Raw genomic sequence first — 15,836 nt, 5'->3', positions numbered from 1 at the left:
TGCCCTACTGTCCCTTTTGGACGGATACACCTCAATGGCGGCGCTCCTGCTGGGGCCGGTGGGTGTGGGACTTGCCATTTCGGCCCTCATTACGTCGAGGGAAAGTGGGCATTGAAGCCCGCGCAGAACAAGAGCTTCAAGACCAGACCGCCCGCCCCTGGACCGGCTGGACCGGCAGACCTGAAAGAATGGAAGCGACGGCCGGCCGGCGTGTCCGCCGGATCTTTTGACCCAACACAGTCTCACGCCCTGGAAATGGAGCTCCACCACATGTCATCCGAATCATCTGCCGCCCGAATCTTTGGCATCTCACCGGAGAACCGTGTCACGGTCTACGGCGCGCAGGACCGTCCGGAGGTTGCCCGGTTTCTGCCCGCCCAGGCGAACATTGCGGCGACGGGCTCACTGATGCCGGCCGACGTCGTCGTACTGTTTGCGGGTTCAGCAGCCGATCTGGCACATGACCTGTCCGGTGCCGCCGCCGCCGTGGAGGCCGGCGGCGTGCTCTGGGTCTGCTACCCCTCGGGTACGGTTGAGGGCACGGAACGGGACCTCAACCGGGACACCGTTGCCTCGCTGCTGGCGGACAACAACTGGGAACCGCTGGCCGATGCCGCCGTGGGTGAGCAGTGGTCCGCCGTGCGCGGGCAGCCGACGGCGAAGTAATACACCGCTGCTGCAGGGGCGCGTCCCCTAGCCGATCAGGCTTTCGATTTCGCCGGTCATCTGCTCGGCGGCCTGCTCCGGGGTCAGGGTACCGAAGAGCACCTCCGAGGCGTAACGGTTCACCAGCAGCTGGACGCCGGAGGCCCCCACCGGCGCCGGGCGGGGCGAGGTTTCCATGTCCGGCTCCACTCCCTCCAGGAAGGACATGACCTCGCTCTCGGACTTCTCCAGCTGCGGCTCAATGGCGGCGCGCATGTCCGGGTTCACGGGAACACCGCGGTCCAGCAGGAGCTTTTCGGCTGCCTCCTTGTTGTTGGCGAGGTAGTTCACAAACTCGGCCGCAGCCTCCTGGTAGTCGGAGCCGCTGGAGACGGACCAGTACATGGAGGCCTTGAAGAACATGCCGTTGTCCTTGGCCTCGCCGGTGGACGAGGGCGCGCGCAGCATGGTGATGTTACTGCCGGAGGCGTTTTCCAGGGCGCCGAGCTGGTTGGACCAGTACCAGTCCATGGCCGCGCGGTTGTTCGGGAAGCTGGCTGATTCCAAGGTGCCGGCCTGGTCCTCAACCGCCTGGGCAGCAGTGCTTCCGCCGCCCTCGTCACGCACCTTCAGCAGGTGCTCAAACCAGGACGCGGCGTTCGCGGTGCCGTAGCCGACGCCCTCACCGTCCTGGTTGTAGAGTGATTCGCCCTGCTGGCGCAGCCAGATGTTGAGATCCACATCTAGGGCGCCGTAGTCCGTGCCGGAGACGCCGTCCAGCTTGGTGCGCAGTTCCTCGGAGATCCGGTAGTAGTCCTCCCAGGTCCAGATGGAATCGTCGGGCAGGGCAACGCCGGCCTGCTCAAAGAGGTCCTGGTTGGCCATGACAACGTAGACGTTGCGTCCTGTGCTCAGCCCGTACAGGCCGTCTTCGTATTTACCCGAGTTGATGGTGGATTCATCGAACTTGGACAGGTCCAGCCCGGCCAGGGAGCTCAGGTCCGCAAGGGCGCCGCGTCCGGCGTACTCCTGCAGGTACTGCTCGTCCATGGTGATGATGTCTGCTGCGTCGCCGCCGGCCGTGGTGGTGGCCAGCCGGTCCCAGTAGCCGTTCCAGTCGCCAAACTGGCCTTCCACCGTGATGGCCGGATGGGTCTCCCCAAAACTTGTCATGATGGCCTGGTTGGCTTCGTGCCGCGGGTCCGAGCCCCACCAGGAAAAGGTCAGCGCCGCAGGATCCTCTTCGGAATACTCGGTGCTGCCTCCGCTGCTCCCACAGGCTGTCAGACCCGCAGCCAGCACCACGGCCAGGGTGGCGGCGGCTGCAAGGGGACGTCTGGGCTGGGAGAACTTCTTCATTGAATCCTGCTTCCGGCGGGGTCTGGGACTTCGGCGCTGGCGGACGGCGTGCCGCCGCTTTCCTTCCGGAGGACCGGAAGGGAAAGCGATTTCCGAATGAATCGAAACTAGCCCGAAAAGGATGTGACCGTCAACACAAGCCCACCTCGCCGGCGGCGCCTCTGCGGTGCTTGACGCTTGCGTGGTCAGGCCATAGCGTGGACGGAAACCGATTTCCGCCGGCGCTCTTGTGCGGATCCACGAAAGGCCCGGCATGACCGAGAACACCACCCACCGCTGGATCCGCTGGCCCGACGGAGGGCAGCAGCAGCTCGGTTTCGGGGCCGATTACAACCCGGAGCAGTGGCCGCGGGAGGTCTGGGACGAGGATGTCCGGCTGATGCGGGAGGCCGGGGTGAACATCGTGTCCCTGGCCATCTTTTCCTGGGCCCGGCTCCAGCCCACGGCGGACTCCTGGGACTTTGGCTGGCTGGACAGGATCATGGATCTGCTGCACGCCAATGGCATCGCCGTGGACCTGGCCACCGCCACGGCCTCCCCGCCGCCGTGGCTGACCGCCACCCACCCGGAAATCCTTCCCATGGACCGCGAGGGCAGGGTGATCTGGCCCGGGGGCCGGCAGCACTGGCGTCCCACCTCTCCGGTGTTTCGGGAGCATGCCCTGGCGCTGGTTACAGCCATGGCCAAGCGCTACGGCACGCATCCGGCCCTGGTTGCCTGGCATGTGAACAATGAACTCGGCTGCCACAACGTCTACGACTATTCCGAGGACGCCGCCCTGGCCTTCCGCGGATGGCTGCAGCACCGCTATGGAAATCTCGAGGCCCTCAACCACGCCTGGGGAACCGCGTTCTGGTCCCAGACCTACAGCGGCTGGGAGCAGATCCTGCCGCCGCGGCTGGCCGCCACACATCCGAATCCGACCCAGCAGCTGGACTTCAAGCGGTTCTCGTCGGACGCGCTTAAGGACTACCTGCGCGCGGAATCGGAGATCCTGCGCAGCGCCACCCCCGACGTCCCCGTCACCACCAACTTCATGGTTTCCACCGGCATTCCGGCCATGGATTACGCGGACTGGGCCGCCGACGTCGACTTCGTCGCCAATGACCACTATGTCCGGCCGGGGCCGCAGGCCATGGACGAGCTGTCCTTCTCGGCCAACCGCACGTCCAACATCGCCGGCGGAAAGCCCTGGTTCCTGATGGAACACTCCACCGGTGCGGTCAACTGGCAGCCGATCAACCTGGCAAAAAAGCCGGGCGAGCTGGCCCGCGATTCCCTGACCCATGTGGCCCACGGCGCCGACGCCGTCTGCTTCTTCCAGTGGAGGCAGTCCTCCCGCGGTGCGGAAAAGTTCCACTCCGCCATGGTTCCGCACGCCGGCGAGGACAGCGACATGTTCCGCTCCGTCACCGAGCTTGGGCACACCCTGAAGCAGCTCGCCCCGGTTACCGGATCCCGCCGGCGCCGCGCCCGCGCCGCGATCATCTTCGACTGGAACAGCTGGGTGGCCAGCGAACAGGACTCCCACCCCACCTCCCGGTTCAATTACCACCAGGAGGCCCTGGACTGGTATTCGGCGTTGCTCGCGCTGGGCGTGCGTGCCGACGTCGTGCCCTTCGAAACGGAGCTGGGGCAGTACGACGTGCTCATCGCCCCGGGACTGTACCTGCTCACCGCGGACGGCGCAGGGCGGCTGAACGACTATGTCCACGCCGGCGGCCACCTGGTCACCACCTACTTCTCCGGGATCGTCAACGAACACGACCATGCGTGGCTGGGCGGATATCCCGGCCCGCTGCGGGAGCTGCTGGGCATCCGGATCCAGGAATTCGGACCGCTGGCTGACGGCGACACGGCGGAGCTGGACCACGGGCTCACCGGAACCCTGTGGACGGACCGGATCGATGTGACCGACGGGGCCACCGAGGTGCTGGCCAGCTACAAGACCGGAGATCAGGCCGGCCGGGCTGCGATCACGCGCCGGCGCACCGGTGAGGGGTCGGCCGCCTACGTCTCCACCCGGCTGGGGCACCACGGACTGGAACCGGTGCTCGCTCAGCTGCTGGCAGCCGCCGGGGTGGGCTCAGAGCTGCCCGAGGCGCTGCGCGGACGCGTGGAACTGGCCATCCGGGAAAACGGCGACTCGGAGTTCTGGTTCCTCGTGAACCGGACCGCCGACGCGGTGCCGCTGGCCGGCCTGGACGGTCAGCGGCTTGCGGATGCTCCGGTCAGCACTGATATGAACGACGGCGGGACGAACGACGGCGGGACGGGCGACGGCGGGACGCGCGACGGTGCGATCGCCCCGCGCGGCGTCGCCATCCTGCACCGGGGACGGACGCCCGAGAGGCCGCGGGCGCCGCACGGAACGGAGTCCACCCGATGAGCCGGCGTCAGCGGGGCATGGCCCGCCGGGCAGCCCGCAGCGGCAGCGGTCCGATCCCCCTGGAAGCGGCGCCGCCGCGCTGGCCCGGTGCTGCCAACACCTTCTCCCTGGTGGGAGCGGTTATCACCACCGGACTGCTGGTGACGGCAGGCTCAGTGGCTGTCATCTCCTTTCCGAGCGCCCTGGCCACGGGAATCCGGCACCTGCGGCGTGGATTGAAGGGCGATGTTGCCCCGATGGGCCGCTTCTGGCGGGAACTGCTGGCCGCGCTGCCCGGCGGTCTGCTGGTGGGCGCCGCGGGTCTCGCCGCCGCCCTTCTTTTGTTGCTGAACATCTCATTTGCCTCCAGCGGAGCCCTGCCCGGGGGAGGAACCGTAGCCGCGGCGAGCTGGGTGGCGCTGGCCGGTGTGGTACTCCTGATCGTCAGCATGGCCGGACGCTGGACGCCCGGGCCCGGATGGCGCCGGACCCTGCGCCCGACGGCAGCCGAGCTGTCCTCGGACCCGGTGGGCGCCCTCTTTATCCTGGCCGCCGCGGCCTTCGCCGTGCTGGTGGCCCGGCAGTTCTTCCCGCTCATCATTCCCGCACTGGGCTGTGTGGCGCTGGCCGTCGTTGCGGCTCCGGAACGGCGCAGAGCTGCCGCTGATGCCTGAGCTCCCAGGGCGGGTGTCTGCCCAGGTGATCGGGTGGAGGCCGCGGTGGGTGCCCGGACGGATGCCCAGCCGGTAACGGGCGGCAGATCCCGCTACAGAGCAGCGGTGCGGACAGTGTTGCGATTGGATAACTTCGCTTGTCCGGGAGCCTCCCGGATGAATAAGTAGTCCTCGCCTGCAAATAGGTGACGGCTTCCGTTACCCGGGGCGTTACAGCGTTGTATCCGTCCGATCCAGTCCCACGGCAATCCGCAGTGGCCTTCCGCCGGTTCACCGGCGCCATGCCGAAAGCCCGCCGCAGCAGCCGGATCCTTTTCCAAAAGGCTCAACCATGACTCGAATGAAGCATGTTTCCACTCTTTTCCTGGCCCTAGGACTCGCGGCGGGCCTGTCTGCCTGTGCCCCGGCCGGATCCAACGATGCCGCGGAGGACGGCGACACCGCTGACTGCAACGTAGGCATCTCCATGCCGACCCGCAGCCTGGAGCGCTGGATCAATGACGGCGAAGGGCTGGAGGAAAAACTCAAAGCCAAGGGGTGCACCGTTGACCTGCAGTATGCGGATGATAAAACCGACCAGCAGATCAGCCAGATCCAGAACCAGGTGGCCGGCGGAGCCAAGATCCTTGTGGTTGCCGCCATTGACGGCAAGACCCTCGGCCCGGCCCTGGAAAGCGCCAAGGAGCAGGACGTTACCGTCATTGCCTACGACCGCCTGATCAACGGCACGGACGCCGTGGACTACTACGCCACCTTTGACAACTACAAGGTAGGCCAGCTGCAGGGCGAGTTCATCGAGGAGCAGCTGGGACTAGCCGACGGAGAGGGCCCGTTCAATCTGGAGCCCTTCGCCGGCAGCCCCGATGACAACAACGCCTCCTTCGTCTTCTCCGGTGCCTGGGATGTACTGCTGCCCTACGTGGAAAGCGGGCAGCTGGTGGTGCCCTCCGGCAAGTCCCCGGCGGATAACGAGGGCTGGACCTCCATCGGCATCCTGGGCTGGAAGTCCGCGGACGCGCAGTCAGAAATGGATAACCGCCTGCAGTCCTTCTACACCGGAGGGGACAAAGTGGACGTAGTACTTTCGCCCAATGACAGCCTCGCGCTGGGCATCGAAGCCTCGCTGCAGGCCGCCGGCTACACGCCCGGCACCGACTGGCCGCTGATCACCGGGCAGGACGCCGACGTCGCCAACATCAAGGCGCTGCTCGCCGACCAGCAGGCCATGACGGTCTGGAAGGACACCCGCGAGCTGGGTACCCAGGTGGACACCATGATTGCCTCCCTGGTGGCCGGGGAGGACCCGGAAGTCAACGACACCGAGACCTACGACAATGAGGTCAAGGTGGTCCCCACCTACATCCTGGAACCGCAGGTTGTGGTCAAGGACGACGTGCAGAGCACGCTGGTGGACTCCGGGTTTGTCACTGCGGGCGACGTCGGGCTCTAAGGCGGCCCGGTCATGGACCGGCAGCGGGGCGCGGCCGGTCCGTGTCCCGCTCCCGGTTCTCCACTTCTGCAGCGAAACGAGAACGGCATGAATGACGTCATCCTCTCCATGGACGGCATTGTGAAGGAATTCAACGGCATCAAAGCGCTCGACGGCGTTTCGGTGGACATTGAGCGCGGCGGAGTGCACGCCATCTGCGGCGAAAACGGTGCCGGCAAGTCCACGCTCATGAAGGTGCTCAGCGGGGTCTATCCACACGGCAGCTTCGAGGGCACCATCACCCTCGAGGGCGCCCCCGTGAGCTACGGGACGATCAATGACAGCGAGCGGGACGGCATTGTGATCATCCATCAGGAACTCGCGCTCAGCCCGTACCTGTCCATTGCCGAAAACATCTTCCTGGGCAACGAAGTCTCCCGCGGCGGCGTGATCGACTGGAACCGTACCAACCTGCAGGCCGCGGCCCTGCTGGAGCGGGTGGGGCTGGACGAAAGCCCGGCCACCAAAATCCTGGAGCTGGGCGTGGGCAAGCAGCAACTGGTGGAAATCGCCAAGGCGCTGTCCAAGGAAGTCAAAATCCTCATCCTGGACGAGCCGACGGCGGCGCTGAACGACGGCGATTCGGCCCACCTGCTTGGGCTGATCGACCAGCTCAGGGACCAGGGCATCACCTCCATCATCATTTCCCACAAGCTCAAGGAAATCCGGGCCATCGCGGACATTGTCACCGTCATCCGGGACGGACAGACCATCGACACGTTCCCGGTCGAGGACACGGATGACATTGAAACCCGGATCATCCGCGCCATGGTGGGCCGGCCGCTGGACAGCCAGTTTCCGGACCGGGAGCCGGACATCGGCGCGGAAAAATTCCGGGTGGAGGACTGGACGGTGCACCACCCCGTGGACACGGACCGCGTCGTCGTCGACTCCGCCTCCTTCAATGTCCGTGCCGGGGAGATTGTGGGATTTGCCGGGCTGATGGGCGCCGGCCGCACCGAACTGGCCATGAGCATCTTCGGGCGGTCCTGGGGCGCCGGAATTTCCGGCCGCGTCTACAAGGACGGCAAGGAAATCACCACGCGCACGGTGGGGGAGGCCATCCGCAACGGCCTGGCGTACGTCAGCGAGGACCGCAAACGGTACGGGCTGAACCTGATCGGCAGCGTCACCGTGAACGTGTCCGCCGCGGCGCTGCGCAAGCTCGCCAGGCTGGGCATCATCGACCGCAACCGCGAATACGGGGTGGCCGACGACTACCGGCAGCGGATGAACATTAAGACGCCCACCGTGTCCTCCATTGTGGGGAACCTGTCCGGCGGAAACCAGCAGAAAGTCGTGCTCAGCAAATGGATCTATTCCGGTCCGGACGTGCTGATCCTCGACGAACCGACGCGCGGGATCGACGTCGGAGCCAAGTTTGAAATCTACGGGATCATCAACGAGATGGCGGCGGCCGGCAAAGCCGTCATTGTCATTTCCAGCGAGCTGCCCGAACTGATCGGGCTCGCCGACCGCATCTACACCATCGCCGAAGGCAAGCTCACCGCAGAGGTGTCCCGCGCCGACGCCACGCAGGAAGAACTGATGCGCCACATGACCGCCGCCCGGACCCAAGGAGCACAAGCCTCGTGACCACCACCACTCCGGAACAGGCCAAGGCGCCGCTCCCCCCGCGCCCCAAGACGACGTCGAAACGGCGGATGCGGGTAGACCTGCGGCAGTACGGCATCCTCGCCGCGCTCGTCGTCATTATTCTGCTCTTCCAGGTCCTCACCGGCGGCCGGCTGCTCTATCCCGGCAACGTCTCCAACCTGATCCAGCAGAACGCGTACGTGCTGATCCTGGCCATCGGCATGGTGATGGTGATCATCGCCGGGCACATCGATCTCTCCGTAGGCTCGGTGGTGGCGGTGGTCGGTGCGGTGGCCGCGCTGTCCATGAACGACTGGGGGCTGCCCTGGTGGGGCGCCGTGGCCCTGGCCCTCGCCGTCGGCGCCCTGATTGGTGCGTGGCAGGGATTCTGGGTGGCGTTTGTGGGGATACCGGCGTTCATTGTCACGCTGGCCGGAATGCTGATCTTCCGCGGCCTGGCTCTGGTGCTGCTCTCCGGCGGCACCGTCAGCGGCCTGCCGCGGCCGTACGTGGCGATCGGCTCCGGCACTCTGCCTTCCACCGGCACTCCGGACCTGATCACCCTGGGCATCGGCGCCATTGCTTCCGTGGCGCTGATTGTGCAGCAGCTCAAGAGCCGGGCCGACGTGGCCCGGCTGGGACTGCCGAGCGAGCGGGCCCTGTCCTTCTGGTTCAAGATCGGGGTGGCCGTGGTGGCCATCATGTACCTGTGCTACCTGCTGGCGTACAACCGGGGCACCCCGAACATCCTGATCATCCTGGCGGTGCTGGTGCTGACCTATTCCTTCCTGCTGACCCGCACCGTGTTTGGCCGGCACATCTACGCGATGGGCGGGAACCTGAACGCGGCCATGATGTCCGGTGTGAAGACGCAGTGGGTGAACTTCTTCATCTTTGTGAACATGGGGTTCCTGGCCGGTCTGGCCGGCGTGGTCAGCACGGCCCGGGCCGGGGGAGCGGTGGCTTCGGCCGGCGGCGGTTATGAGCTGGACGCTATTGCCGCGGTGTTCATCGGCGGCGCGTCGGTGCAGGGCGGCGTGGGCACCGTGATCGGTGCGGTGATCGGCGGCCTGGTGATGGGCGTGCTGAACCAGGGCCTGTCCATCCTGTCCGTGGACGCCGCCTGGCAGCAGGTCATCAAGGGCCTGGTGCTGCTGCTGGCGGTGGCGTTCGGGTTCAGCCGGCGGAAGAGCGCGCGGTAGCTTCAACCTCCGATAGTTTCGGGGACATGACTCTGGGAAAAAGTGGATGATCTGTCCGGACGCACTCAAGCAGCGGAGGGGCGGTGCGCCTTGTCTGAGGAGCTTGCCGGGCTGATTCCGCTGCTGTTCGTTTTGGTTTTCCTGCCGGGCACCGTGCTGTCCTTCCAGTGGTGTAAAAATGTGGCCCGCTGCAGCTGCCGGGGTGCTGACTGCCGTGGTGGTCCAGATCATGGCGGGCGGCGGATGGGGTAACTGAGTGGCCTTCCTGGCGCTCGTTGTTCAGGCGGTGATCCTGGTCCGTTCCGCGGTGGGCAGGTACTGCTCCACGTTCTCGCTCGGAGCCACCCGGCGCGCTCGGGGCCACCCGGTTGGGAACCTCGATTTCCGGCGCGGCGGAGAGCAGCTGGGAAGCCGCCACTTCGCCGCCCTGAACCGTGGCGTTGCGAGGCCAACACCTCGGGGTCCGGGCGTTTCAGCGGCCCTGCTAGCGTAGGTCCGATGGACATTTTCTACGAGCCGACCGCTACCGAACTGCATTACCTCCGCCGCTGTGTCGAACTCGCCCGCACCGCGTTGGACGACGGCGACGAGCCCTTCGGTTCCGTGCTGGTGGACGCCGAAGGGCGTGTGCTCTTCGAAGACCGGAACCGGGTCAAGGATGGCGATCCCACTCGCCACCCTGAGTTTGAGATCGCCCGCTGGGCTGCCGAGAACCAAACTCCCGACGAGCGGGCAGCAAGTACGGCCTACACATCCGGGGAACACTGCCCGATGTGTGCGGCCGCGCACGGCTGGGTGGGACTCGGCCGCATCGTCTACGCCGCCAGCAGCGAGCAGCTCTCCGCGTGGCTGGCCGAGTGGAACGTTCCTGCAGGTCCGGTTGCCATATTGCCGATCACTGCTGTGGTGCCGGGCGCCGACGTCGCCGGACCGGTCGCGGAGCTGAGCGAGGAAATCCGGGCGCTCCACGCCCGTCAGCGCGGGCGCTGACCCGCAGCAGGGGGCACGCTCGGACAAGGAACCAGCACTGGCCTGACCTTCGATCGTTCGTCGCCGTCGGGGAAGGCTCCTGCGGCATACTATGGGCAAAACACGGCCCTCAGGAGAGCAATGACCGAGCAGAAACGCGGGCGGCTGGCACGCAGGGTGCTTCCCGGTGGAACAGAGCCCGATCCCCGGTTTAGCTTGGCCAATGAGCGCACCTTCCTTGCCTGGATCCGCACCTCCCTGGCCTTCCTCGCCGGCGGACTGGCTCTGGAAGCGTTTGCCATTGAGGCCTTTCCGGAAACACCGCGCAAGGTCCTGTCCGTCCTCCTGGTGGTGACCGGGATGCTGCTCAGCGCCGGCGCCGCGGTGCGGTGGATCCGCATCGAGTCGAGTATGCGTCACGGACGGCCGCTGCCGCTGCCGCTCATTGTTCCCCTGTTGGGCCTGGCCGGAGCAGTCACTGCAGGGGTAGTTGCCGTGCTGATCTTCCTGGGCTGATGAGGGGTCAGCCGCCGGTTCCCCGCCATGAGGATCCCGGCCTGCAGCCCGAGCGCACCGTGCTGTCCTGGGGCAGGACGGTCCTGGCGCTCTTTACTGCCGCACTGGTGTTCCTGCGCTGGCTCCCGCAATACGGGCCCTGGATCCTGGTGTTGGTTGGCGCGGCCGGGGCCGTTGCACTTGCCATCTACCTTACTCAGCGCCGCCGCTATTCCGTCCGCGTCATGGGTATTGCGGCGGAACGGTTCCATGCCGACGTCGGTGCGGTCCTGTGGGTCAGCGGGTCGGTCCTGCTGATCGGCGTCCTGGGCCTGGGAGTTCTCCTGTCCATCTGACGTCGCTTGTCATATTTCATACAGCGATATCCTCCTTCTATATCCTGAAACTTGATGAAGTAGTGCCGAGGTTCGCCCAGCCCGGGCGAACCTCTGCGCAAACGGCAGAAACTGATGGGGGACAGGCATGACAACCAAAACCGCGCGAATCGGCACCACCCCTCCAATGCCGTGCTAACCACTGTCCTCTTCAGCATTCTGCCCCTGTTCCTGATCATGCTGATCGGCTATCTGGCCAGCCGCTCCACAAAATTCGGCCCCGGCGCCGAACCGGCCATTAGCGCCTTCGTGTTCTACATTGCCCTGCCCGCGCTGCTGTTCAAGGTGGTGGCCGAAGCTCAACTCGGCGAGGGAATTCCGCCGCAGTTTCCCCTCATCATTGTGGCCGCCTGTGCCCTGTTCTCGGGGCTGAGCATTCTGATCTCCAGGTTCCTGTTCCGGCAGGACCGGCCGGCCGCCGTGCAATACGCGCTGGGATCGAGCTTTGGCAACGTCGCCTACCTGGGCGTCCCCGTCATCCTCGGGATCGTGGGATCCGACGCCGGGCTCGCTGCCGGGATCGGACAGCTCACCCACAACCTCTTCTTCATGCTGCTCTATCCAATCCTCTTTCCCCTGCTGGCCGCCGCACAAACGGAGGGTTCGTTCGGAGCCAAGGTCCGGGCCGCAGCGGACAAGGCCATCCTGAAAAACCCCGTGGTGTGGGGCATCGCCGCCGGGCTGCTCGTCGCGGCCTTCGACGTGCCGCTGCCCGGGCCGATCGTGGACACCACCAACCTGCTCGCTGCGGCCGCCGCCCCGGTGGCACTGTTCGCGATTGGGCTGACGCTCCGGCGCACGGTGACGTCGCTGCGCTCGGGGCATCTGTCCTTCGCACCGGTGGTGGGGGCGTCCCTAGGCAAGCTGCTTGTCTTCCCGGCGCTTACCGTGCTGATCGCGCGCCTGCTGCCGGGTCTGCCCTCGGACTGGTACCAGGTGATGGTGCTGCTCGCCGCCATGCCCACCTCGGCGTCGGGCTTCATCCTGGCCCAGGCGGAAACCGACAATGCCGAAGCCACGGCAGCGAACATCGTGCTCAGTTCCACCTTGGCCGTGGTGACCATTCCGATTGTTGCCGTGGTTCTCCTCGGCTAAAAACGCTGGCGGTAGGTACGCGGCACTAGGCAGGCCGTCACGGTGTGGGCCGGGGCAACCACACGATGGTGGTCCTCGCAGAGGACGACGGCGCCGGGGCCGGACTGGGCGGGTGCCCGGGTTTGTTTTGTGCGGACCTGTTCCGTCTGCACCGGGGCAGGGCCTACTCTGGCGGCGTATGGAAACGCCCCGGACCGTCCGGGATCCCACGCGCTTGAAGGAGATCATCATGTCCGTCACTCTGAATCCCTACCTCAGCTTCCGGGACAACGCCCGGGAGGCCATGGCGTTCTACCAAAGTGTTTTCGGCGGCAGGCTGGAGAGCAGCACGTTCGGAGATATGAACATGGCGCAGGACCCCGCCGAGGCGGACAAAATCATGCACTCGTCCCTGACCACGGATAACGGCTTTGTGCTGATGGCCTCGGACACCCCGTCCAGCATGGCGCTGGATGAAGGCAGCAGCTATTCCATTTCCTTGAGCGGCGACGACGGCGAGAAGCTGCGCGGTTACTGGGACGCGCTGCTCGACGGCGGCCAGATGACCCTGCCGCTGGAGAAGGCCCCGTGGGGAGACATGTTCGGGATGCTGAATGACAAATTCGGCACCAGCTGGATGGTCAGCATCGCTGGGCAGGCCTCCTAGCCGGACTGCGCCGCGGCCCAGTCCGCGACCCGGCGGGCGCTTTCCTCCTCGGAGAGATCCTCCACCCGGCTCATGACGGACCAGCGCACTCCGAACGGATCCCGGATGCTCGCGAACCGGTCCCCGGAAACGAAGGTGCTCAGCGGTTCACGGATGGTTGCGCCGGACGCCTCCGCTTTGGCTACCGTTTCATCGACGTTGGCGCAGTAGATGCCCATTGAATAGCAGTCTTCGTCTCCGGACGGCATCGGAACCAGCCCGTACTGGGGGTTTGGCTCGCCCAGCTGCAGCCGGCCGTCGCCGAAGTCCAGATCGGCATGCACCACTACGCCGCCCATCTCGGTGACGTCCACCGTGCGGGCGCCAAAGACATCCCGGTAGAATTCGATGGCCGCACGGGCATCCGGAACCGCCAGGAACGGGGTCAGGGCGGTGACTCCGTGCGGAATGCCATCGGTGGTGTGAGCACCGGTGACGCCCGGTGTGGTGGAGGCGGGGGCGGCCGGAGCGCTTGACGTTTGAGTGTTTGAGGTTGGGTTATTTGTTGTAGTCATGGTGTCAGCGTAGGCAGCATCCCCGGGGTCGGGCTTGAAGATTTGCGACAGGAACAAAGCGGGAGCGGACAGGGCGGAAAAGGGGATCTGTGGAGGAGTTGTGGCGGGGAACGCTGTATCCGGCACGGCTGCCTGTCTTCCATCGGATCCTGCCTGCCGAGGAGCTGGCAGACCGGATACGTTGGTTCTGGATCCCGGAGTGGAACCTGGCACCGGGCCGGGTGTCCCGGCAGGAAATCCTTCCCTTCCCGGCGCTGAACCTTGTGGTCCAGCCCGACGGCGTCACGCTGTCCGGCCCGGCGACCCGGCGTTCCTTCCGTGACTTGTCCGGGCAGGGCTGGGCGGTGGGGATGCTGCTGCGGCCGGCGGCGGTGCCGGTGTTCACCCAGGATCCGGGCAGTCTGCGGGACATCGAAATCCCGTTCGATGCTCCGGAGCTGCTGGCGGCGGTTTCTGCTGCCATGTCGCACGGCGCTGAACCCGATGAACAAGACGGCAAGGACCAGGACGACGACGGCGGCGCGTCCCGCCGTCGCACTGCCGCGGTGGCGGCGGCAGCCCGCTGGCTGGAAGACAGCGTCCCGGCCCCCAGCCCGGACGCACTGCTGGCAAATCGGCTGGAGGACCTGATCCAGGCGGACGCCGCACTGATCCGCGTGGAGCAGGCTGCCGAGCAGCTCGGTGTCTCGGTCCGGACGGTGCAGCGACTGGCCCGGCGGCACGTGGGACTGCCTCCGCTGGCCATGATCCGTCGGTACCGGTTGCAGGAGGCGGCGGAACGGGTGCGGCTGAATCCGGAAACTCCGATTGCGGACATCGCCGCTGAACTTGGTTACGCCGACCAGGCCCATCTGGCGGCGGCGTTCCGGGAGGTCCTCGGCTTCACGGCCAGCAGCTACCGGCGGTCCGCGGGGGGGGTCATAATTCTCCCGTCAGTTCCGGTGCTCGTTCCCTGTCCGAAATACCGTGCGCCCGGATGCACTAACGTTGCCTGTCTGCAATCCCCTGACCCCTAATGAAAGTCCCCATGATTACCACTGCCATCACGCCCGCCCTTGTGCACGGAGCCGCGGAACTCGAAACAACTGCCCGGGGACTGCAGCCGCACCGCCTGCCTGCCTGGGTGCGCACGCGTTTCCCCGACCCGCAGCTGCTGATGGCCGAAGGACAGCCGTCCGGCGTCCGGCTGGTGTTCTCGACGACGGCAGAGCAGGTGGAGGTGGTCACGCATCCCGCCCGGGTGGTTTACCTCGGGGCGGACCGTCCGCGCGGGCATCTGGACCTGCTGGTCGACGGCACGCTGATACACAGCGACACGCTCACCGGAGGCTCGTCCACCGAGGTGGATATGTCCACGGGTGCGAGTCGGCAGGTTGCAGGGTCCTCGCACACCAGCGTGTTTCCGCGGCTGCCGACGGGAGCCAAGCTGGTGGAGATCTGGCTGCCGCACAATGAGTCCGTGGAGCTGGTGGAACTGCACAGCGATGCCCCGCTCGAGCCGCACCACTCGGACCGGCCGGTCTGGCTGCACCACGGCAGCTCCGTGAGTCACGGATCGAACGCCGCCACGCCGTCGGGCATCTGGCCGGCGGTGGCCGCGCGGCGCGGCGGCGTGGAACTGCGCAACCTCGGCCTGGGCGGCAGCGCCGTCGTCGACCCCTTCACCGCGCAGGTGATGCGCGATACCCCCGCGGACGTTATCAGCGTGAAGCTGGGTATCAACGTGGTGAACATGGACTCGATGCGGCTGCGCTCGTTTGTGCCCGCCGTGCACGGGTTCCTGGACACCATCCGCGAGGGGCACCCGGAGACGCCGCTGCTGCTGATGTCGCCTATATTCTGTGGGATCCATGAGGACACCCCGGGTCCGGGCGCGTTTGATCCGGCGTCGTTCGGCACGGACCAGGTGAAGTTCATTGCCACCGGTTCCCCGGCAGGCGTGGCTGCCGGACAGTTGACGCTTCGGGTGATCCGCGAGGCGTTGGCGTCCCTGGCGGAGCGCCGGTCCGAGGACGCGAATCTGTACTACCTGGACGGAACGGCCCTGTACGGCGCCGGCGACGCCGCAGCCCATCCGCTGCCCGACGCGCTGCACCCGGACAGTGCCACGCACCGGCTGATCGGGGAGCGGTTTGCGAAGTACGCGTTTGCGGGCGAGGGGCCGTTTGCGCAGGTGGGAAACGGGCTGTTGCGCAGGCGGAGCGTCAGTTAAGACGGAGGGGTGGGGGGGGGGGGCCGCCCCCCCCCCCCCCCCCCAACCCCCCCCCCCCCCGCCCCCCCCCCCCCCCCCCCCCCCCCCCCACCCCCCCCCCCCCCCCCCCCCCCCCAACCCCAACACCACACCCCCAA

15 protein-coding genes are annotated in these 15,836 nt (G+C 66.4%); 13 read left to right on the top strand and 2 right to left on the bottom strand.

The window, feature by feature from the left end; translation table 11 throughout:
* The first annotated feature begins 270 nt into the window (after nucleotides 1-270).
* On the top strand, nucleotides 271-666 hold the full coding sequence (locus ABIB35_RS16615) for a hypothetical protein (protein WP_354182838.1): 396 nt from the start codon (nucleotides 271-273) through the stop codon (nucleotides 664-666).
* 27 nt (nucleotides 667-693) lie between these two features.
* Here the strand turns inward: ABIB35_RS16615 and ABIB35_RS16610 are convergent, their stop codons facing one another.
* Complete coding sequence (locus tag ABIB35_RS16610) at nucleotides 694-2,004, bottom strand: ABC transporter substrate-binding protein (protein ID WP_354182837.1); 1,311 nt, start codon at nucleotides 2,002-2,004, stop codon at nucleotides 694-696.
* 253 nt (nucleotides 2,005-2,257) lie between these two features.
* Between ABIB35_RS16610 and ABIB35_RS16605 the strand changes: the two genes are divergently transcribed.
* From ABIB35_RS16605 to ABIB35_RS16560, 10 genes are all read left to right on the top strand, one after another.
* On the top strand, nucleotides 2,258-4,393 hold the full coding sequence (locus ABIB35_RS16605; protein ID WP_354182836.1) for a beta-galactosidase: 2,136 nt from the start codon (nucleotides 2,258-2,260) through the stop codon (nucleotides 4,391-4,393).
* Nucleotides 4,390-5,046, top strand: a complete 657-nt coding sequence (locus ABIB35_RS16600; protein ID WP_354182835.1) for a hypothetical protein — start codon at nucleotides 4,390-4,392, stop codon at nucleotides 5,044-5,046. The genes ABIB35_RS16605 and ABIB35_RS16600 overlap by 4 nt, the downstream gene beginning before the upstream one ends.
* A 331-nt stretch (nucleotides 5,047-5,377) precedes the next feature.
* On the top strand, nucleotides 5,378-6,496 hold the full coding sequence (chvE, locus tag ABIB35_RS16595) for a multiple monosaccharide ABC transporter substrate-binding protein (RefSeq protein WP_354182834.1): 1,119 nt from the start codon (nucleotides 5,378-5,380) through the stop codon (nucleotides 6,494-6,496).
* A gap of 87 nt (nucleotides 6,497-6,583) precedes the next feature.
* On the top strand, nucleotides 6,584-8,131 hold the full coding sequence (gene mmsA / locus ABIB35_RS16590) for a multiple monosaccharide ABC transporter ATP-binding protein (protein ID WP_354182833.1): 1,548 nt from the start codon (nucleotides 6,584-6,586) through the stop codon (nucleotides 8,129-8,131).
* A complete protein-coding gene (mmsB, locus tag ABIB35_RS16585) occupies nucleotides 8,128-9,333 on the top strand; it encodes a multiple monosaccharide ABC transporter permease (RefSeq protein WP_502915820.1) in 1,206 nt (401 codons plus the stop codon). Before mmsA ends, mmsB begins: the two co-directional genes overlap by 4 nt.
* 498 nt (nucleotides 9,334-9,831) lie before the next feature.
* Complete coding sequence (locus ABIB35_RS16580; protein WP_354182832.1) at nucleotides 9,832-10,323, top strand: nucleoside deaminase; 492 nt, start codon at nucleotides 9,832-9,834, stop codon at nucleotides 10,321-10,323.
* Nucleotides 10,324-10,443: 120 nt separating this feature from the next.
* Complete coding sequence (locus tag ABIB35_RS16575) at nucleotides 10,444-10,818, top strand: YidH family protein (RefSeq protein WP_354182831.1); 375 nt, start codon at nucleotides 10,444-10,446, stop codon at nucleotides 10,816-10,818.
* Nucleotides 10,818-11,153, top strand: coding sequence for a DUF202 domain-containing protein (locus ABIB35_RS16570; RefSeq protein WP_354182830.1), 336 nt, complete (start codon nucleotides 10,818-10,820; stop codon nucleotides 11,151-11,153). The genes ABIB35_RS16575 and ABIB35_RS16570 overlap by 1 nt, the downstream gene beginning before the upstream one ends.
* A 171-nt stretch (nucleotides 11,154-11,324) precedes the next feature.
* Nucleotides 11,325-12,287, top strand: a complete 963-nt coding sequence (locus ABIB35_RS16565) for an AEC family transporter (RefSeq protein WP_354182829.1) — start codon at nucleotides 11,325-11,327, stop codon at nucleotides 12,285-12,287.
* A 229-nt stretch (nucleotides 12,288-12,516) separates the two neighbouring features.
* Nucleotides 12,517-12,933: a VOC family protein gene (locus ABIB35_RS16560; RefSeq protein ID WP_354182828.1), complete on the top strand. Its 417-nt coding sequence runs from the start codon at nucleotides 12,517-12,519 to the stop codon at nucleotides 12,931-12,933.
* Here ABIB35_RS16560 and ABIB35_RS16555 read toward each other — a convergent pair.
* Entirely contained in the window at nucleotides 12,930-13,487 is a 558-nt protein-coding gene (locus tag ABIB35_RS16555) for a VOC family protein (protein WP_354182827.1), read from the bottom strand. The genes ABIB35_RS16560 and ABIB35_RS16555 overlap by 4 nt on opposite strands.
* A gap of 89 nt (nucleotides 13,488-13,576) precedes the next feature.
* Between ABIB35_RS16555 and ABIB35_RS16550 the strand changes: the two genes are divergently transcribed.
* Together ABIB35_RS16550 and ABIB35_RS16545 are read left to right on the top strand one after the other, a co-directional pair.
* Nucleotides 13,577-14,503 (top strand): helix-turn-helix domain-containing protein, encoded by a 927-nt coding sequence (locus ABIB35_RS16550; protein WP_354182826.1) that lies wholly within the window; start codon nucleotides 13,577-13,579, stop codon nucleotides 14,501-14,503.
* A gap of 11 nt (nucleotides 14,504-14,514) precedes the next feature.
* Nucleotides 14,515-15,699 carry a GDSL-type esterase/lipase family protein gene (locus ABIB35_RS16545; RefSeq protein WP_354182825.1) on the top strand — a complete coding sequence of 395 codons (1,185 nt, stop codon included), beginning with the start codon at nucleotides 14,515-14,517 and terminating at the stop codon, nucleotides 15,697-15,699.
* Nucleotides 15,700-15,836 lie beyond the last annotated feature (137 nt).

Origin of the sequence: Arthrobacter sp. UYP6, assembly GCF_040547315.1 — a bacterium.
GTDB lineage: Bacteria > Actinomycetota > Actinomycetes > Actinomycetales > Micrococcaceae > Arthrobacter_B.
This window is presented reverse-complemented; position numbering and strand designations above follow the sequence as displayed.